Origin of the sequence: Acinetobacter sp. ANC 4862, assembly GCF_004336635.1 — a bacterium.
Lineage (GTDB): Bacteria > Pseudomonadota > Gammaproteobacteria > Pseudomonadales > Moraxellaceae > Acinetobacter.
In genome coordinates this window covers 69,361-88,684 of sequence record NZ_SJXH01000011.1, presented here as the reverse complement: position 1 = coordinate 88,684, position 19,324 = coordinate 69,361, and the positions used below count along the sequence as shown (strand labels likewise).

At 43.0% G+C, this 19,324-nt stretch carries 12 protein-coding genes, 2 tRNA genes and 3 rRNA genes; 14 read left to right on the top strand and 3 right to left on the bottom strand.

The window, feature by feature from the left end; genetic code table 11:
- From E0409_RS07190 to E0409_RS07145, 10 genes are all read left to right on the top strand, one after another.
- Positions 1-98 (top strand): 16S ribosomal RNA (locus tag E0409_RS07190); the annotation flags it as partial.
- Between the two features lie 61 nt (positions 99-159).
- Positions 160-236 (top strand) — tRNA-Ile (locus E0409_RS07185).
- A gap of 70 nt (positions 237-306) precedes the next feature.
- Positions 307-382: transfer RNA gene (locus tag E0409_RS07180), tRNA-Ala, on the top strand.
- A 415-nt stretch (positions 383-797) separates the two neighbouring features.
- Positions 798-3,694 (top strand): 23S ribosomal RNA (locus E0409_RS07175).
- Between the two features lie 160 nt (positions 3,695-3,854).
- Positions 3,855-3,969: ribosomal RNA gene (gene rrf, locus E0409_RS07170) — 5S ribosomal RNA — on the top strand.
- A 498-nt stretch (positions 3,970-4,467) separates the two neighbouring features.
- Complete coding sequence (locus tag E0409_RS07165; RefSeq protein WP_131289218.1) at positions 4,468-5,817, top strand: aromatic acid/H+ symport family MFS transporter; 1,350 nt, start codon at positions 4,468-4,470, stop codon at positions 5,815-5,817.
- Positions 5,768-6,031, top strand: coding sequence for a hypothetical protein (locus tag E0409_RS07160; RefSeq protein WP_131289216.1), 264 nt, complete (start codon positions 5,768-5,770; stop codon positions 6,029-6,031). Before E0409_RS07165 ends, E0409_RS07160 begins: the two co-directional genes overlap by 50 nt.
- Before the next feature lie 107 nt (positions 6,032-6,138).
- Positions 6,139-6,462, top strand: a complete 324-nt coding sequence (locus tag E0409_RS07155) for an ankyrin repeat domain-containing protein (protein WP_131289214.1) — start codon at positions 6,139-6,141, stop codon at positions 6,460-6,462.
- A gap of 386 nt (positions 6,463-6,848) precedes the next feature.
- Positions 6,849-8,156, top strand: coding sequence for an RNA-guided endonuclease InsQ/TnpB family protein (locus E0409_RS07150; protein WP_131289212.1), 1,308 nt, complete (start codon positions 6,849-6,851; stop codon positions 8,154-8,156).
- Between the two features lie 430 nt (positions 8,157-8,586).
- Positions 8,587-9,948, top strand: a complete 1,362-nt coding sequence (locus tag E0409_RS07145; RefSeq protein WP_131289210.1) for an MFS transporter — start codon at positions 8,587-8,589, stop codon at positions 9,946-9,948.
- 301 nt (positions 9,949-10,249) lie between these two features.
- On the opposite strand, the gene E0409_RS07140 is transcribed toward E0409_RS07145, so the two are convergent.
- Positions 10,250-10,942 (bottom strand): TIGR04219 family outer membrane beta-barrel protein, encoded by a 693-nt coding sequence (locus E0409_RS07140; protein ID WP_131289208.1) that lies wholly within the window; start codon positions 10,940-10,942, stop codon positions 10,250-10,252.
- A gap of 147 nt (positions 10,943-11,089) precedes the next feature.
- Between E0409_RS07140 and E0409_RS07135 the strand changes: the two genes are divergently transcribed.
- From E0409_RS07135 to E0409_RS07125, 3 genes are all read left to right on the top strand, one after another.
- The gene (locus E0409_RS07135; RefSeq protein ID WP_131289206.1) at positions 11,090-12,535 is read left to right on the top strand and encodes an aldehyde dehydrogenase family protein; all 1,446 of its coding nucleotides are present in this window, start codon (positions 11,090-11,092) and stop codon (positions 12,533-12,535) included.
- Between the two features lie 409 nt (positions 12,536-12,944).
- Positions 12,945-14,420 carry a sodium-dependent transporter gene (locus E0409_RS07130; protein WP_131289204.1) on the top strand — a complete coding sequence of 492 codons (1,476 nt, stop codon included), beginning with the start codon at positions 12,945-12,947 and terminating at the stop codon, positions 14,418-14,420.
- Positions 14,421-14,430: 10 nt separating this feature from the next.
- A complete protein-coding gene (locus tag E0409_RS07125) occupies positions 14,431-14,541 on the top strand; it encodes a methionine/alanine import family NSS transporter small subunit (RefSeq protein ID WP_004814066.1) in 111 nt (36 codons plus the stop codon).
- A gap of 209 nt (positions 14,542-14,750) precedes the next feature.
- On the opposite strand, the gene rsmB is transcribed toward E0409_RS07125, so the two are convergent.
- A complete protein-coding gene (rsmB, locus tag E0409_RS07120) occupies positions 14,751-16,058 on the bottom strand; it encodes a 16S rRNA (cytosine(967)-C(5))-methyltransferase RsmB (RefSeq protein ID WP_131289202.1) in 1,308 nt (435 codons plus the stop codon).
- Positions 16,058-17,017 carry a methionyl-tRNA formyltransferase gene (fmt, locus tag E0409_RS07115; protein ID WP_131289230.1) on the bottom strand — a complete coding sequence of 320 codons (960 nt, stop codon included), beginning with the start codon at positions 17,015-17,017 and terminating at the stop codon, positions 16,058-16,060. The genes rsmB and fmt overlap by 1 nt, the downstream gene beginning before the upstream one ends.
- A 429-nt stretch (positions 17,018-17,446) precedes the next feature.
- On the opposite strand from fmt, the gene ilvD reads away from it, so the two are divergent.
- A complete protein-coding gene (ilvD, locus tag E0409_RS07110; RefSeq protein WP_131289200.1) occupies positions 17,447-19,276 on the top strand; it encodes a dihydroxy-acid dehydratase in 1,830 nt (609 codons plus the stop codon).
- The last annotated feature ends 48 nt before the right edge of the window (positions 19,277-19,324 follow it).

Here is a 19,324-nt window from a genome sequence, read left to right as displayed (position 1 = left end):
TAACCGCAAGGAGGACGCTTACCACGGTGTGGCCGATGACTGGGGTGAAGTCGTAACAAGGTAGCCGTAGGGGAACCTGCGGCTGGATCACCTCCTTAACGAAAGATTGACGATCGGTAAGAATCCACAACAAGTTGTTCTTCATAAAGATGTATCTGAGGGTCTGTAGCTCAGTTGGTTAGAGCACACGCTTGATAAGCGTGGGGTCACAAGTTCAAGTCTTGTCAGACCCACCACTACTGACGAACTGATGATTGAATAAATCAAGGTTACAGAGAAAAAGATACATTGACCTAATGATAAGCTGGGGACTTAGCTTAGTTGGTAGAGCGCCTGCTTTGCACGCAGGAGGTCAACGGTTCGACTCCGTTAGTCTCCACCATATATTCCTTCGGAATATATCGTTAAGTTAATAAATGATCAGTCAGTTGGCTGATAGTTTAGTCCTTAAGCAAACAGTATGATGGCTTATAGAGCTTAGCAACAAGAAGGCGTAGAATGCGCTGCGTTGTTATTAAGCTCTGTGATTTATCACAGTGTTTTAAACCTGACCTGACGAAGGCAAGTTTATTCATTAACAGATTGGCAAATTTGAGTTGAAATAAATTGTTTAACTCGTTTCAAACAACCTAGCAAGCAATTGTGAAAGTTGAATGAAATGAGAACTAGCGATTAACTTAATCAAGCGTTTTGGTATATGAATTCAATTGAAGCTGTACTGCAGTTCAATCTGCGAAACTTTGAACGATAAGTTGTAGGCACTCCTTGTAGGTGTCGRCGACTGTTTGGGGTTGTATAGTCAAGTAATTAAGTGCATGTGGTGGATGCCTTGGCAGTCAGAGGCGATGAAAGACGTAATAGCCTGCGATAAGCTCCGGGGAGGCGGCAAATATCCTGTGATCCGGAGATTTCTGAATGGGGAAACCCACTTACCATAAGGTAGGTATTGCATGATGAATACATAGTCATGCAAGGCGAACGAGGGGAAGTGAAACATCTCAGTACCCTTAGGAAAAGAAATCAATTGAGATTCCCTTAGTAGCGGCGAGCGAACGGGGAAAAGCCCATTAAGTCATATAAGTTCTAGTGGAATGCTCTGGGAAGTGCAACCGTAGTGGGTGATAGTCCTGTACACGAAAGGGCTTATATGATGATGTCGAGTAGGGCGGGGCACGTGAAACCTTGTCTGAATATGGGGGGACCATCCTCCAAGGCTAAATACTCCTGACTGACCGATAGTGAACCAGTACCGTGAGGGAAAGGCGAAAAGAACCCCTGTGAGGGGAGTGAAATAGATCCTGAAACCGCATGCATACAAGCAGTGGGAGCCGGCATTGTGTCCGGTGACTGCGTACCTTTTGTATAATGGGTCAGCGACTTACATTCAGTAGCAAGGTTAACCGTATAGGGGAGCCGTAGGGAAACCGAGTCTTAATAGGGCGTTTAGTTGCTGGGTGTAGACCCGAAACCGGGTGATCTATCCATGAGCAGGTTGAAGGTTGGGTAACACTAACTGGAGGACCGAACCCACTGTCGTTGAAAAGCCAGGGGATGACTTGTGGATAGGGGTGAAAGGCTAATCAAACTCGGTGATAGCTGGTTCTCCCCGAAAGCTATTTAGGTAGCGCCTCGGACGAATACCATTGGGGGTAGAGCACTGTTTCGGCTAGGGGGTCATCCCGACTTACCAAACCGATGCAAACTCCGAATACCAATGAGTACTATCCGGGAGACAGACTGCGGGTGCTAACGTCCGTAGTCAAGAGGAAAACAATCCAGACCGCCAGCTAAGGCCCCAAAATTATAGTTAAGTGGGAAACGATGTGGGAAGGCATAGACAGCTAGGAGGTTGGCTTAGAAGCAGCCACCCTTTAAAGAAAGCGTAATAGCTCACTAGTCGAGTCGGCCTGCGCGGAAGATGTAACGGGGCTAAAACTATATGCCGAAGCTGCGGATTTACACGTAAGTGTAAGTGGTAGGGGAGCGTTCTGTAAGCCGATGAAGGTGGATTGAGAAGTCTGCTGGAGGTATCAGAAGTGCGAATGCTGACGTGAGTAACGACAATGCGAGTGAAAAACTCGCACGCTGAAAGACCAAGGGTTCCAGTCCAACGTTAATCGGGGCTGGGTGAGTCGACCCCTAAGGCGAGGCCGAGAGGCGTAGTCGATGGGAAATTGGTTAATATTCCAATACTTCTGTGTAATGCGATGAGAGGACGGAGAAGGTTAAGTCAGCCTGGCGATGGTTGTCCAGGTGAAAGGTTGTAGGCATGTATCTTAGGCAAATCCGGGGTACTCTATGCTGAGAACTGATAGCAAGCTGTACTTGTACAGCGAAGTGGCTGATACCATACTTCCAGGAAAAGTCTCTAAGCTTCAGTTACACAGGAATCGTACCCGAAACCGACACAGGTGGTCAGGTCGAGTAGACCAAAGCGCTTGAGAGAACTCTGCTGAAGGAACTAGGCAAAATGGTACCGTAACTTCGGGAGAAGGTACGCTGTCGACGGTGATTCCCCTCGCGGGATGAGCGGTTGACAGCCACAGAAACCAGGCCCCTGCAACTGTTTATTAAAAACATAGCACTCTGCAAACACGAAAGTGGACGTATAGGGTGTGATGCCTGCCCGGTGCTGGAAGGTTAATTGATGGGGTTAGCGTAAGCGAAGCTCTTGATCGAAGCCCCAGTAAACGGCGGCCGTAACTATAACGGTCCTAAGGTAGCGAAATTCCTTGTCGGGTAAGTTCCGACCTGCACGAATGGCATAATGATGGGGGCGCTGTCTCCAGCAGAGACTCAGTGAAATCGAAATCGCCGTGAAGATGCGGTGTACCCGCGGCTAGACGGAAAGACCCCGTGAACCTTTACTGCAGCTTGACATTGAACTTTGATCTTACTTGTGTAGGATAGGTGGGAGGCTTTGAAACCAGGACGCTAGTTCTGGTGGAGCCAATCTTGAAATACCACCCTGGTAATATTGAGGTTCTAACTCTGCTCCCTAATCGGGAGCGAGGACCATGTCTGGTGGGTAGTTTGACTGGGGCGGTCTCCTCCTAAAGAGTAACGGAGGAGTACGAAGGTGCGCTCAGCGTGGTCGGAAATCACGCGTAGAGTATAAAGGCAAAAGCGCGCTTAACTGCGAGACCCACAAGTCGAGCAGGTACGAAAGTAGGTCTTAGTGATCCGGTGGTTCTGTATGGAAGGGCCATCGCTCAACGGATAAAAGGTACTCTGGGGATAACAGGCTGATACCGCCCAAGAGTTCATATCGACGGCGGTGTTTGGCACCTCGATGTCGGCTCATCTCATCCTGGGGCTGAAGCAGGTCCCAAGGGTATGGCTGTTCGCCATTTAAAGAGGTACGCGAGCTGGGTTTAGAACGTCGTGAGACAGTTCGGTCCCTATCTACCGTGGGCGCTGGAAATTTGAGAGGATCTGCTCCTAGTACGAGAGGACCAGAGTGGACGAACCTCTGGTGTACCGGTTGTGACGCCAGTCGCATCGCCGGGTAGCTATGTTCGGAAGGGATAACCGCTGAAAGCATCTAAGCGGGAAGCCTACCTCAAGATAAGATTTCCCAAGGACTTTATGTCCTCTAAAGAGCCGTTGAAGACTACAACGTTGATAGGTTGGATGTGGAAGTGCAGTGATGCATGAAGCTGACCAATACTAATTACTCGTGAGGCTTGACTATACAACACCCAAACAGTTGTATGGTTCGATTGAATCGATACAAAAAACTTGATTTAGTGAAGCGTTAGTTAGACAATAGCAACTCAAACAGCCCAATCTGTAAAGATTTGGAAAAACCTTAGCACAAACGTAAGACTAAGCGAGTATCCATAAACAGTTGTGCTGGCGACAATAGCAAGAGTGAACCACCTGATCCCTTCCCGAACTCAGAAGTGAAACCTCTTTGCGCTGATGGTAGTGTGGGGTTACCCATGTGAGAGTAAGTCATCGCCAGCTCATTAATTCTAAAATCCCCCTGACTCATAAGAGCAGGGGGATTTTTTTATGCTTATAAAAAAGCCAATGCGTTTTATTTTAGTCGGATTTTGCTGAGCATCATATTAGATAAATATTTTTAGAATTTATTACGAGAAATTTCAAATAAATTTGATTGAAAAATAAACTAAAATAGGTCAAGACGCACTGAACATGAATTGCGATTATTATAATCTTAAATTATATTATTACTTAGAATATGTTAATAAAAATAAAACGATTAAAGTCAAAATTAATCAATTAGTCGAATATCACGGTAGTAAATAACGAACATTTATTCATTTGTATATAAAATTAGTTATTTCAATACAATAAGATAGAATGCATTTTATAAAGAAATACTCATATTCTTTAGTCTTATTGAGCATGTATTGTGTTGTCAGTATATTAATACATAAATGAAATTTAACTTAATAATCTTTATTAAGTATGGACAAGTACTCATGGGAGATGAGAACGATGACAACGGAAAAAATAGATGTAAATTCTGTAGTCGATAATGCGAAATTTACGCCTTTCCACTTCAATGTAGTTGCTTGGTGTTTACTCATTATCCTATTTGATGGCTATGATCTAGCAATTAATGGCGTGACTTTACCATTGCTGATGAATGATTGGGGCTTGAGTGCCGTTCAAGCAGGCATGTTAGCCAGTACGGCACTTGCGGGCATGATGTTTGGCGCAATGTTCTTTGGATCATTGGCAGACAAAATTGGTCGTAAAAAAGTAATCATGATTTGTATTGTGCTCTTTAGCGGATTAACTTTTGCAGGTGGTTTTGCATCGAATCCGACTGAATTTGGTATTTTACGTTTCTTGGCAGGTCTAGGGATTGGCGGTGTGATGCCAAACCTTGTGGCTTTAACCTCTGAATATGCACCGCAAAAGATGCGTAGTACGCTGGTTACAACCATGTTTAGTGGTTATGCCGTGGGTGGTGTAATGGCTGCACTGTTGGGTTCATGGTTTACTCCAACTTATGGTTGGCAGGTAATGTTCTTTATTGCGGGCATTCCTTTATTTTTACTTCCGCTTATTTGGAAATTCTTACCTGAATCTTTAGCGTTTATGGTGAAGCAAAACAAACAGGAAAATGCACGTGCGATCGTGCGTCGTCTTGAGCCTTCACTTAAAGTTACGGAATCCACGATTTTTACTTTGCCACAAGAAAGTGTGCCTGAAGCTGCAAACGTAGTGAGCTTGTTCCGTCGTGGACGTGCAACCAATACATTGTTGTTCTGGCTTGCATTCTTTACCTGCTTACTGACGATGTATGCGTTAAGTAGCTGGTTGCCTAAGCTGATGATGGCGGCTGGTTACTCGATGGATAACAGTCTAATGTTCATGATGGTGATGAATGTCGGTGCGGTTGTGGGTATCGTTGGTGGTGGTATCTTGGCGGATCGTTTCCACTTGAAACCAGTACTGATGTCGCTTGGGATTATGGGTGCGATTGTGATGAGCTTAATGGGCTTCCAATCGAATCAATTCCTTCTGTACATTTTGGTGTTCTTGGCAGGTGCAGCTTCAATTGGCTCGCAAATGCTTCTATATAGCTATGTAGCTCAATACTACCCACTTGCTGTACGTTCGACGGGGATTGGTTGGTCTTCTGCGATTGGTCGTATGGGCGCGATTGTAGGTCCAATTTTAATTGGTGGTTTACTGGGTATGAACTTACCTGCGCACTTTAACTTTATGGCAGTAGGTTTACCGGTACTGATTACTGCGATTGCGGTTGCATTGATTATGAGTGAAGATGAATCTGAAAAGATTGGTTCAACTGAGCCAGCAGTTTCTAAAGCTTAAAAGATTAAGTTTGAAAAAGAAGCCTCCGAAAGGGGGCTTTTTTATTACATTATATGACAAATTAGGTAAATATCTTCATGCAGATAATCCATGGGGAAGTAATAAAGAGTTGGAAAATTTTGCACAATCGATGGTAGGAGAAATTAATCTTATTAAATCCCTATTATCTTTGTATTTTACAGTGATTAGAACTAAAGATTTTACAGGTGTATAGATTCTCAGTGCTTCTACTGAGCATGTGTCAGTTAAAATTATAGTAGGATTAGCAGATGGTAATTTTACTGTCACTTCTTAAAGTTTAATAATAACTAGGAGATTCTTATGAAACTCAACTCATTCTCCCCAATTCCTGAAGATGACGAAGAACTGCATCTTCCTGAACTTGTGTACTGGGCTTCACTTGGTGATCTTGAACAGGTGAGTGAAACATTAAAGCAAGGCATTGACCCTAATTCTACCGATGATGAGGGTTATAGTGCTTTACAAGCAGCAGCTGAAAATGATCATCTGGAAGTGGTCAAACTCTTGGTCAGCAAAGGCGCGGATATTGATCATCGTAGTACATATACTGCCTTGGAACTTGCAGAAATGGCGGGAAATCAAGAAGTTGTTGCCTACCTAAAAAGCTTGGAAAGCCTACATTAATAATTTAATAAATTAATAAAAAAGCCCTAGATTGATAGGGTTTTTTTATATCAGTTGCTTCGGTATCACTTCGATCGTACTTCATTCTCTCAAATTTTATTGCTGTTTTTGCTTTGATAAAAATAGCGCTTCCTGATGTATAGCTAAATTCTAAAGGCTGTAGAACGTAAATATTTTTGTAAAATACCATTTTATAATGTTTTTGGTGTACTGCTAAATTAAGTAATTAGCTATATTTAGAATATGAAATTTATCTTAAAGTGAAATTCACCTCCACCCGACAGTCAGGGTGGAGGTGAATTTCACGACTTTTTATTAGTGTATCCAACTCTAATATGATATAGTTAAATATTATAAGTCAATGCATTTCAATAACTTAGGTTTAAATGAAGATTAACAAAGCGTATAAATTTAGGCTTGAGCCTAATACGGAACAAGAGGTTGTTTTAAACAATCTTGTCAGTTCTGCACGTTTTGTTTGGAATCAAATATTGTCTGTGTCATTTGAAATGTTTGCCCGAAATGAGTTTATTAGTGCAACAAATTTGGTTAATAAAATCACGGGGCTTAAAAAGATTCCTGAATATGCTTTTTTAGAATCAAACTCGAATGCTGTTTCTTTACAGCAAAAAATCCGTGATCTCGCTTCTGCTTGGGCTAAATTCTTTGATCCTAAAGAACACGCTAAATTAAAAGAAAAAAAGCGCAAACCTAAAAAACCTAAATTCTTCAAACTCACTGATGGTTCTGAAATTCAATTACGCCCCCTCATGCCTAGATTTAAGAAAAAATCAGATGGCTATGATTCAATTCGTTTGGTTCAATTTCACAAATACTGTCGCATTGATGGAAATAAAGTCAAACTTCCTAATGGCATAGGAATCGTTAAGTTTAGAAAGTCACAAGATATTCTAGGCACAATCAAGAATGTGACAATCAGTAAAGTATCAGGTCGGTGGTATATTTCATTTGGCACTGAAAAAGAACTCACGGAAACGCCAATTCACCCATCCAAATCTGCAATTGGTGTGGATTTAGGAATTAAGAAGTTAGTCACCACATCTAATGGTGAGGTTTTTAACCCAAAAAACAGCTTTAAAGCCAATCAACCTAAACTTGCTCGTTTACAGCGTCAGCTAAAACGTAAAAAGAAGTTTAGTCAGAATTGGAAAAAGATGAATCTTAGGATCAATAAGCTACATCACCATATTGCCAATATTCGACACGACTACTTACATAAAGTCAGCACAACGCTCAGCAAAAACCACGCAATGATTGTCGTTGAGGACTTGAAAGTAGCCAATATGTCGAAATCAGCAAAAGGCACAATTGAGAAAAAAGGAAAAAATGTTAAAGCCAAGTCAGGTTTAAACAAATCAATCCTGGATCAAGGCTGGTCGATGCTTGTTGATATGTTGGAGTATAAGCAACGGTGGCGAGGTGGTTTACTTATCAAAGTAGACCCACAATACACAAGTCAAACGTGTAGTTCATGTGCTCATGTAGCGAAAGAAAATCGACAAACTCAAGCTAAATTTGAGTGTGTTGCGTGTGGTTATGTTGCGAATGCGGATTTAAACGCATCACGCAATATATTGGCGGTGGGACACACCGTTTTGTCTGTGGAGGGTGGATGCGGTAAAGGTCGCCCGAAGAAGCAGAAAGCAAGTGAAATCCGTAAGGAAGTCACCTAAGAGCATCTGCTTTTAGAATCCCTCACTTGAGCTAGTCGAAAGTGGGGGGAGTATGTCAACCCCATATAAACATTCTCTAATATTACCTAGGAGTTAAGGGTGCATTTCAAAGCATCCGTTCTTGTCATTTTAGGATTTTAGTCGGCAAACTCTGACAATCTTTCAATCAAATCATCTTTAGTCGGGTATAAAATTTTTAATTTTTAAAATATTGTTTTTACTCAATAAAATAAGTGTGAACCATAGTTCACAGCAAAATGTGTAACAAAAAGTCCTACTCTTAGCGCGTATTGTCCTGACATTTTATTCCAAATAGGATTTTTCATACCTTCAAGGTATGGGTTTATGCCTTTCAAGTTGTGGACAAAATTCCACCAGAAACCCATTGTAGATTGAAATTATAAAGTCTCACAATTGGAGGTGAGTACTCATGACAGCAACAATAATGAATGTAAATGCTGTAGTGGATCAGGCCAAGTTCAAGTCATTTCACTTGAAACTTGTGCTTTGGTGTCTGTTTATCGTCTTATTTGACGGTTATGACTTAGCCATTAATGGGGTCGTTTTGCCCTTACTGATGCAAGAGTGGGGCATGAGTGCCGTGCAGGCAGGCATGTTGGCAAGTACCGCTTTGGCCGGCATGATGTTTGGCGCAATGGGCTTTGGCATGCTGGCAGATAAAATTGGCCGTAAAAAAGTGATTTTAATTTGCGTTTCAATGTTCAGCCTGTTTACTTTTTTAGGCGGATTTGCCACGAATCCAACAGAATTTGGAATATTACGTTTTGTTGCAGGTCTGGGCATTGGTGGCGTATTGCCAAATCTGGTGGCTTTAACTGCAGAATATGCACCGCAACGTGTGCGCAGTACTTTAGTGACCACCATGTTCAGCGGCTATGCCATGGGCGGGATTATGGCAGCTTTGTGCGGAACATGGTTTACCGCAGACTATGGCTGGCAAATCATGTTCCAGATTGCGGTGATTCCTTTACTGTTTGTGCCATTGTTCTGGAAATTCCTGCCTGAATCTTTAATATTTCTGGTTAAAGCAAACAAACAAGATCAGGCGCGTAATTTTTTACAAAAAGTTGAGCCGACTGCGCAAGTATCTGCAAATACACAATTGGTTTTAGCTGTAACTGATCAAAGCGGAAGTACTTCAGTAAAAGAATTGTTCACTGAAAATCGTGCTGTAGGAACATTCCTGTTTTGGCTTGCATTCTTTATGTGCTTATTAATGCTTTATGCATTAGGCAGCTGGTTGCCAAAATTGATGATGGCAGCAGGTTATTCTTTAGGCAGCAGCTTAATGTTCTTACTGGCATTGAATATTGGAGCAGTGATTGGAACAATCAGTGGAGGGGTTTTAGCTGACCGTTTTGACTTTAAACGCGTTCTGATCAGTATGTTAACTGTAGGCGTACTTTCTTTAGTTGGATTAGGCTTCAATTCTCCACAGCCTGTTATTTATTTACTGGTGAGTCTGGCAGGTGCATCCTCAATTGGCAGCAGCATTTTACTGTACAGTTATGTTGCACAGTATTATCCGGTTGCAGTCCGTTCAACGGGTATTGGCTGGGCATCGGCAGTGGGTCGTACCGGGGCGATTGTAGGTCCAATCGTGATCGGTATGCTTTTGGGCATGGAACTACCGCATAAATGGAATTTTATCGCTGTGGCTATTCCTGGAATTATTGGCGCACTTGCCATATTCTTTATCCGTCCAGCAAAAACGAGTGAAATTAAAGCTGAACCAACAGTTGAGACATCTGCACAACCTATCGGTTCTTAAAGCAGCTCATCTACACAAGATAGATTTTTGTAAAACTTAAGCCTCCTTCGGGAGGCTTTTTTTCTGTATGAGATGAATTTGAGGCATGAAAAAAGCCCCATCATCCTGATAGGGCTTCTTCGTATTGGTGACTTAGGTATAACTCCTGTCGTACCTCACATCCTGATGCTCAAACTGATTATTATTGTTTTTAGTTTGGGAAACGTCCTGTTTCCTGATGAGTTAAATATAGGGTGAATCAAACGGCTTGAACAGCTGGCGTTTTCTGCAGTTTATGTAAGCTAAAGCGTACAACAATGCTTTAGAAATGCGCTTCTAGACCAATATAAGGTCCTTTGAATTTCAATTTCGCTTCCTGATTTGAACCTTCTTCGAGCTGAATATCCAAAATGCGATAACCGGCTTTAGCACCGACATCGACCAGTACCGTATCCACAAAATTATATTTGAGTTCTAGCTGAGCATCGGTCACTTGTGTATCGGTTAACTTGGCAAAACTGGCTTCTGCTTTGGCACTCAAACCGGTAAAGGGCAGTTTTACCCCTGCTTCTGCATAGAGCATCGGTAAAGTTTCACTGATTTCAGTATTCTGGGTAAAGTTCTGTTGGAGATCGCCATCCAGTAATTTGGCACCGAAGCCAACATCGGCAGACACAACATTATCGAGTATTTCGTAATACAGAATAAAGTCTGAATAATCCAGATCGACCTGATAGCTTTTCACCCCTGCAAAACTCTGATCACTTTCAGCTTGTAAATTGCTATGTTTAATTTTTGCATTCGGCAAAAAGGGTACCGGGTGTTCTACGGCCACGGAAAATGACATGCTGTGATCATCTTCAAGTTGTGGTTGTGGAAGGGCTGATGCAGGATTGTTTAAATCTGCACTGTAGTTCCAGTAATCAATGCTGGCTTTAACACCAATGAAATCGGCTTGTGCAGAGCTGACTGCGCCAAGTCCAAGGATGAGGCAAAATAATTTGAGTGATTGCATGGATATCCTGAATATGTGATCCGTTATTTTTAGAAAATAATTTTGTTACTTAAATATAGTGAACTGCTGCCCAACTCAGCGCATCATATAGTGAATGAAAGAGAATTGCATTGCTGTTATTTCTAGAAAATGAAAGGAATTTTTTACATGGCAGATAAAGCTGTAAACGTGATTGATTACCCTCTGTATGTGGCAGGTAAAGCGGTTAAAACAGAGCAATGGCTTGAAGTAGAACATAAATATACGCATGAAGTTTATGCGCGGGTCGCTCTAGCCAATGAAAAAACCATCGAAAAAGCCATTCAATCCGCAGTAAAAGCGGAAAAAGAAATGGCAGCTTTAGAACCTTTTCAAAAACAAAAAATCTTGCTGCATTGTGTGAAACGCTTTAATGAAATGCGAGCGGAGTTGACTGAAATTCTGATTGCAGAAGGCGGAAAACCACGCAAGGCAGCTGCTGCTGAAGTGGAACGCTTAATCAATACCTTTCAAATTGCGGCCGATGCGGTCACCCAACTGGATGATGGACGCATGATTCCTTTGGCTGTGACAGCGGCCGCATCGGGTTATCAAGGTATTATGAAGTATGCACCGGTTGGCGCAGTCTCATTAATTAGTCCGTTTAATTTTCCATTGAATTTAACCGCTCATAAAATTGCCCCAGCAATTGCTGCGGGTTGCCCATTTGTGCTTAAACCGGCCAGCTTAACCCCTATTTCAGCGTTGAAAATTGCCGAAGTTCTTGCCGAGACCGATTTACCGAAAGGCGCATTTTCGATTTTACCCTGTCCGCGTGAACATGCTGATGTACTGGTCACCGATGACCGTTTCAAACTACTCAGTTTTACCGGTTCTGATGTGGTCGGTTGGGACATGAAAGCACGTGCCGGACGGAAGAAAGTCATTTTAGAGCTGGGGGGTAATGCCGCAGTCATGATTGATGCGGATACTGAAATTACCGATGCTTTGGTGGATCGTTTGATTGGTGGTGCCTATAATCATGCGGGTCAGGTATGTATTAGTGTGCAACGCATTTTAGTGCATGCCGATGTCTATGCCGAATTGAAGAAAAAACTGGTCGTCAAACTGAAAAAAATTAAAGCCGCTGATCCTGAGCTTGATAGCACGCTGGTCGGTCCGATGATTAAGGAATCTGAAGCAATCCGTCTGAAAAAATGGGTCGATAAAGCCGTGAAAAAAGGCGCAAAACTGCTTGCCGGTGGTGAGTTGAACGGAGTGATGTTTGAACCGACTTTGCTTGAAAATGTCGATGCCTCTTTAGAAGTGTATAAAGATGAAGTGTTTGGACCAGTCGCTATTATTGAGAAATATAAAAGCTTTGAACAAGGCATAGACCTAATCAATAGCAGCCGTTTCGGTTTACAGGCAGGGGTGTATACCCAGAATCTGAATAAAATGCTCTATGCCTGGGATCATTTGCATGTCGGTGGCGTGATTATTAATGACATTCCCTCTTTCCGGGTCGATAACATGCCGTATGGCGGTGTAAAAGACTCCGGTCTGGGACGTGAAGGCGTGCAATATGCGATTCGTGATATGCAGGAAGAGCGTATTTTAGCGATTAAAAGATAAAAAATTCAGGCAATCAGTATATTGAAATACGCTGATTGCCATTGATTTAAGCAAAATAAAAAATCAGGTCACACTTTAAAAAAAGTGCGCGGACTTAAAAATGGGTTAAATCAGCCATATTTTGATCAATTCATAATTTATAGATTATAAAATTAAATAATCTCCGCAAAAACTACAGAAAAAGGCCCAAAAAGTGGGTATTGTTCAAGCATTGAAAGGCAAAAAGAAGCAAAAGACTTTAAGCAAGATTTTGTGATGACTGCCTGTTTGCAATTTAGGACAGAATGCTCAAAAGGCGTAGAACTAACTTCAGACATAAAAAGATTAATTTTTTGAATGGTACTTTTTTTGCTCGCGAGATAACCCAACAACAAGCAGCAGCGAAAGATGCCTAAGGTTGAGGTGTTTTATGACAGATACTCGTGAAAACTGGACGTCACGATCGGGCTTTATTATTGCCGCGGTTGGATCGGCTGTTGGTTTAGGTAATATTTGGCGCTTTCCCTACATTGCTTATGAAAATGGCGGTGGCGCGTTCCTAATTCCATATCTGATTGCGATTTTTGCAGCAGGTTTACCTTTATTATTTTTAGATTATGCAGTCGGACACAAGTTCCGCAAAGCACCGCCGATGGCCTATAAAAAACTCATGAATGCAGAATCTCTGGGTTGGTGGCAGGTGATGGTGACCCTGATCATCGGCATTTATTATGCCAGCGTATTGTCCTGGGCCGGCAGCTATATGTTCTATTCCTTTGGACAGCAGTGGGGAGCAGATACTCAGGGCTTCTTCTTCAACAGCTACCTTCAAAATGGTGAGGGCCTGACTTTCGGTTTTGTACCTGTACTGTTCTTTGGTCTGGTAGTCGTTTGGGCGGTGGTCATGCTGATTCTTTACGGTGGGGTACGCCGTGGGGTGGAACTGGCGAATAAAATCTTTATGCCATTGCTGGTGATTTTATTCACGATCCTGGTGATTCAGGCGGTACGTTTACCCGGTGCCGTTGATGGTTTAAATGCCTTCTTTACCCCGAACTGGGACGCCATGACCAATTATAAAGTCTGGCTGGCAGCTTTTGGTCACATCTTCTTCTCACTATCGGTGGGCTTCGGGATTATGTTGACTTATTCTTCTTATTTGAAACGCAAAACCAACCTGACTGGTTCAGGCATCGTGGTGGCATTGGCTAACTCGTCTTTTGAAATTCTGGCGGGTATTGGTGTCTTTGCAGCGCTTGGTTTTATGGCGTTCAGCTCAGGTGCCAAAGTTGAAGATGTAGTGTCCGGTGGTATCGGTCTGGCCTTTATTGCCTTCCCGAAAATCATTTCCAGTTTAGGCTCAGGCGGTGACCTGTTCGGCTTCCTGTTCTTTGGTTCATTGACGGTAGCGGGTATTACCTCCATGGTGAGCATCCTGCAAGTTCCGATTGCGGCGTTCCAGGACAAACTGGGCTGGTCAAAGAACAAGTCAGTGACGATTATTGCTGGTGGTTCAGCAGTGATTTCTACCCTAATGTTCTCGACACATAGTGCGATTACCTTTGTCGATATCATCGACTACTTTGCCAATAACATCGGTATTGTCGGTGGTGGTCTGTTATCGATTATTTTATTGTCCTGGTTCCGCCGTCCATTGATGAAACAGCTAGAAATACATGTGAACGAGTTTTCCAGTGTGAAACTTGGTGCTAGCTGGAAGTTCATGCTGACCGTGATCACGCCGTTGTCTTTATTATTGGCATTGGGTTTAACCCTGAAATCAATCATGGCAGAAGGCTATGGTGATTATCCCGCAAGTACGCTGTGGGTGATCGGTGGGGGCACCATTGCATTCTTTATTCTGGGCGCCGTTCTATTAAGCCTAGTTAAAGATCGTCATAGTTAGGAGAAGGAATATGAATACATCTGCATTGATCATGATGATTTTCTCCATTGTTTTATTATGGGGTGGTCTGGTACTGTCTGTAATTCATCTGGCAAAAAATCCAGAAGAACCAGAAGACTAACAATCTTCAAATAAACTGATTGTTGTTGTAAACGAAAGTCATTATCATTTATGATGATGGCTTTTTTGTTTCTGAAATGGAGCATGGCATCCTTAGCTCTTAGTTTAGTGCTCTTTAATTTGTCTTTTAAAAACCATAGAGTTAAAAAACATAGACACAAAAAAGGTGGCTCAAAAGCCACCTTTTTGATTTGCATCTCGGTTATGTCATTATGCAGTTTTCTGGATACGACAATAGAAGAAACCATCGCCATGACCCACTTGTGGTAGTAATTGGCGACCGTGAATTTGTTCAATTCCCCAGTCAGCATCAATTTTTTGTTCTTGCGCATCGGCATGAGTAGCGAAGAAATCGACCATTTGCTGTTCATTTTCAGCTTTTAAAATCGAGCAGGTGATGTACAGCAAGGTGCCACCGATTTTCAGCTGTTGCCACATATTTTCAAGAATCTGCTTTTGCAACTGAACAGTTTTGGCAATATCACCCGACTGACGCAGTAAACGAATGTCTGGATGGCGACGGATCACCCCAATCGCTGAACAAGGTGCGTCCAGTACGATGCAATCTGCAAGCTCAGGTGCAGTCCATTTCACTGCATCTGCGGTGATAATTTCAACGTGTTTACCATCGAGAACCAGACGCTCCAAGTTTTCAGACACACGTTTAAGGCGTTTTTCATCTTGGTCGAGGGCAATCAGTTTTTTCGGCTGATATTTCTCTAAAAGATGCGCCGTTTTACCACCGGGTGCTGCACAGGCATCAATCACAAATTTACCGTCCAGATTAGGCACTAAGCTTGCGCAAAGCTGAGCATGTTCATCTTGTACCGAAAAACCGCCGGCTTCAAAACCTGGCAGGCTAGGCACATGAATACTTTCATCCAGTACAATACCGACATCCGAAAGTTCACAACGATGTGCATCGATGCCTTCATCTTCCAGAATATCAAGGTATTCTTCACGGCTCACTTGGCGGGTATTGACACGTAAAGTCAGTGGCGCAACCTGTTTAAGCTCGTAGCTGATTTCAGCCAGTTGCTCGCCCCAGTCCTTTTTCAAGCGTTTTGATAACCAGCTTGGCAAATTCGATGCTTGTTCTAGAACATCGTAGAACTGCTCAGTTTCACGGGTTGCACGGCGTAAAATGGCATTCACCACGCCACTTAAACTTTCCATACCCAGTTGTTTACTGGCTTCTACCGTTTCAGAAATCGCAGCATGTGCAGCCACACGGGTACACAACAATTGATATAAACCGACATATAAACAGGTTTCAACCACTGCATTTTGAAGCGGTACAGAAAGCAGCGGTAAAGTCACCTGTTTCAATGCGTGCCACTGGCGTAGACAGCCAAGAACCAGTTCGTGATACAACGCGCGGTCTTTATCTGACACGATATTCATGTGTTGATTTAACACCGATGCCAGTGATTGACCATTTTGGACAGCCAATAACGTTTTAACAACCTGAGCACGTAAGTTTAAAGTCTTACCAGAGGCGTGGGGAGATTGTCTCATTATAAAATTTGTCCGATATTCAGTTTTTGAGTTTGTAAAATTTGTACGGCATTCAGTGGTTTGCCACCCGGCCATTGTAAAGCAGTTAGCGTGATTACAGTGTTATTTGCACAGGCAACATGTACGCCGTGTTTATCAATCGCAATGATTTCACCCACTTGGGCATTTTCCGCAGTGGTATTGGATAATTTGGAATTCCATACCCGTAAGTTGTTTTGCTCATCAAGTACGATAAATGCCACGGGCCAAGGATTGAAAGCACGAATATTACGGTCGATTTGTACTGCATCGATTGACCAGTCAATTTGAGCTTCAGCTTTTGACAATTTATGCGCATAGACAGTCAAAGCTTCATCTTGAACTTCACGCGTTTCTAAATAGTGTTGCAGTTTTTCTTCTGACTCTAAAACAGCGGCGATTGCAGTTGCACCTTGAATGGCCAATTTGTCATGCAAAGTGGCTGAAGTATCTGTGGCTTCAATTGGGCAGATGGTTTTATACATCATATCACCGGTGTCCAGACCTGCGGCCATTTTCATAATGGTCACGCCAGTTTCGGCATCGCCTGTAGCAATGGCACGTTGAATTGGGGCTGCACCGCGCCAGCGCGGCAACAGGGAACCATGAATATTCAGGCAGCCATATTTAGGCGTATCTAGCACTATTTGCGGCAAAATCAAGCCATAGGCTGCCACCACCATAATGTCCGCGCCCAAGGCAGCCAATTCCTGTTGTGCAGCCAAACCTTCTTCAGTCGATGATTTGAAATGGAGCGGTTGATAAACCGGAATGTTGTGTTCTAAAGCCAATTGTTTGACGGCGGATGCGTGAAGTTTTTGCCCGCGACCTGCTTTGCGGTCAGGTTGGGTATAGACAGCCACAATTTCATGGTCGGTTTTTAACAGCGCGTTTAAAGCGACAGCTGCAAATTCTGGGGTACCCGCAAAGATGATTTTCACACATGAAATTCCAAATAAACTTAACTTATTATAAGGCAAAACCAGAGCCAGACCTAAGGTCGTGTACATGAACTCACAAGCTACTGAAACTAAGATACTTATCGAAGCTTTTTGAAGCTGGATCTTTATTTAGGATGGGTCAGTAATAAAATAAAGTAATGCAAAATTAAAAAATTATTCATGAAAGTTTTGTATTTAATTCAGTGTTATGGCGTTATATTAGCTTTCAGTATCAGTTTATTTTATATAAATCGTCGAAAGATCCATAGATTTCTCTCATAAAAGATCATGCTTATGAGGCTTTGCTTAACCGCAAGCTGTAGTAAGATAGGTCTATATTTCGACTGATTTAGCGTTATATATCAGTATCATTCAGCCAGAGTGAATCCTAGAATTCATTTCGAGCACAAACTTTGTTGGAAATACACAATGCCTGACTATCGTTCAAAAACATCGACACACGGAAGAAATATGGCTGGCGCACGCGGCTTATGGCGTGCAACCGGCATGAAAGATGAAGATTTTGGTAAACCGATTATTGCGGTGGTCAACTCTTTCACTCAGTTTGTACCGGGTCATGTGCATCTGAAAGATTTAGGTCAACTTGTGGCACGTCAAATTGAAGCGTCAGGCGGTGTAGCCAAAGAATTCAATACCATTGCCGTGGATGACGGGATTGCGATGGGTCATGACGGCATGCTGTATTCATTGCCTTCACGTGACCTGATTGCGGATTCAGTGGAATATATGGTCAGCGCGCACTGTGCCGATGCGATGGTGTGTATTTCCAACTGTGACAAAATCACTCCAGGGATGTTGATGGCGGCAATGCGCCTGAACATTCCAGTGGTATTCGTTTCTGGCGGTCCAATGGAAGCCGGTAAAGTCAAAATCCGTGGCAATGAAAAAGCCATCGATTTGATTGACGCGATGATTGTGGCCGCAGATGACAGCTTTAGCGATGAAGAAGTTGCAGAATACGAACGTTCGGCATGTCCAACTTGTGGTTCATGTTCAGGCATGTTCACAGCCAACTCAATGAACTGTTTGACTGAAGCTTTAGGTTTATCTTTACCCGGTAATGGTTCAACACTTGCAACTCATGCCAACCGTAAAAAGCTTTTTGAGCGTGCCGGTCAACTGATTGTTGAAATTACTAAACGTCATTATGAACAAGACGATTACAGCGTTCTTCCACGTTCAATTGCCACCAAAGCATCGTATGAAAATGCCATGACTTTGGATATAGCGATGGGCGGTTCAACCAATACGGTTCTGCACTTGTTGGCTGCTGCAAATGAAGCAGGTGTTGACTTTACTATGGACGACATCGATCGTTTATCGCGTAAAGTCCCTGTACTTTGTAAAGTAGCGCCTGCAAAACAAGACGTGCATATGGAAGACGTACATCGTGCCGGGGGCATTATGTCGATTCTTGGCGAGCTTGACCGCGCAGGTCTGTTAATCACTGATGTTCCAACGGTTCATGAAAAAACGCTCAAAGACGCTTTGGATAAATGGGACATCATCCGTACCGAAGATCCGGAAGTGTATCAATTCTTCCGTTCAGCACCGGGTGGCGTACCGACTCAAACTGCATTCTCGCAAGATCGCTACTATCAAACTTTAGATGGCAACCGTGAAACGGGTGTGATCCGTAATGCAGAACACGCCTTCTCGAAAGACGGTGGTTTGGCTGTGCTTTACGGCAACATCGCGCTGGATGGCTGTATTGTAAAAACTGCCGGTGTAGATGAATCTATTTTGAAATTCAATGGTACAGCACGTGTCTTTGAAAGTCAGGATGCCGCTGTAGATGCAGTATTAGGTGGTGTAGTTAAAGCCGGTGATGTAGTGGTGATCCGCTACGAAGGTCCACGTGGTGGTCCGGGTATGCAGGAAATGTTGTATCCAACCAGTTACCTAAAATCGAAAGGTTTAGGTAAAGAATGTGCCTTATTGACTGATGGTCGTTTCTCTGGTGGTTCATCAGGTCTTTCTATTGGTCACGTTTCTCCTGAAGCGGCTGAAGGCGGTGAAATTGGTCTGGTTGAAGATGGCGACTTGATCGAAATTGATATTCCAAACCGTACTATTCACTTGGCAGTGGATGAAGCAACCATGGCTGCACGTCGTGAAGTACAAGAAGCGAAAGGCTGGCATCCAGTTGAAGAACGTCCACGTAAAATTTCTAAAGCATTGAAAGCGTATGCGATGCATACCACAAGTGCGGCGAAAGGCGCGGTACGTGAAATTTAATTTGTAGTTTTTACAGATTAAAAAAGCACCCCAGATGGGGTGCTTTTT

Coding starts and splice junctions, on each gene's coding strand:
- E0409_RS07150 (WP_131289212.1), top strand. CDS start 6,849: ATGAAGATTAACAAAGCGTATAAATTTAGGCTTGAGCCTAATACGGAA.
- ilvD (WP_131289200.1), top strand. CDS start 17,447: ATGCCTGACTATCGTTCAAAAACATCGACACACGGAAGAAATATGGCT.
- rsmB (WP_131289202.1), bottom strand. CDS start 16,058: ATGAGACAATCTCCCCACGCCTCTGGTAAGACTTTAAACTTACGTGCT.
- E0409_RS07125 (WP_004814066.1), top strand. CDS start 14,431: ATGAATACATCTGCATTGATCATGATGATTTTCTCCATTGTTTTATTA.
- E0409_RS07145 (WP_131289210.1), top strand. CDS start 8,587: ATGACAGCAACAATAATGAATGTAAATGCTGTAGTGGATCAGGCCAAG.
- E0409_RS07160 (WP_131289216.1), top strand. CDS start 5,768: ATGAATCTGAAAAGATTGGTTCAACTGAGCCAGCAGTTTCTAAAGCTT.
- E0409_RS07130 (WP_131289204.1), top strand. CDS start 12,945: ATGACAGATACTCGTGAAAACTGGACGTCACGATCGGGCTTTATTATT.
- E0409_RS07155 (WP_131289214.1), top strand. CDS start 6,139: ATGAAACTCAACTCATTCTCCCCAATTCCTGAAGATGACGAAGAACTG.
- E0409_RS07165 (WP_131289218.1), top strand. CDS start 4,468: ATGACAACGGAAAAAATAGATGTAAATTCTGTAGTCGATAATGCGAAA.
- E0409_RS07140 (WP_131289208.1), bottom strand. CDS start 10,942: ATGCAATCACTCAAATTATTTTGCCTCATCCTTGGACTTGGCGCAGTC.
- E0409_RS07135 (WP_131289206.1), top strand. CDS start 11,090: ATGGCAGATAAAGCTGTAAACGTGATTGATTACCCTCTGTATGTGGCA.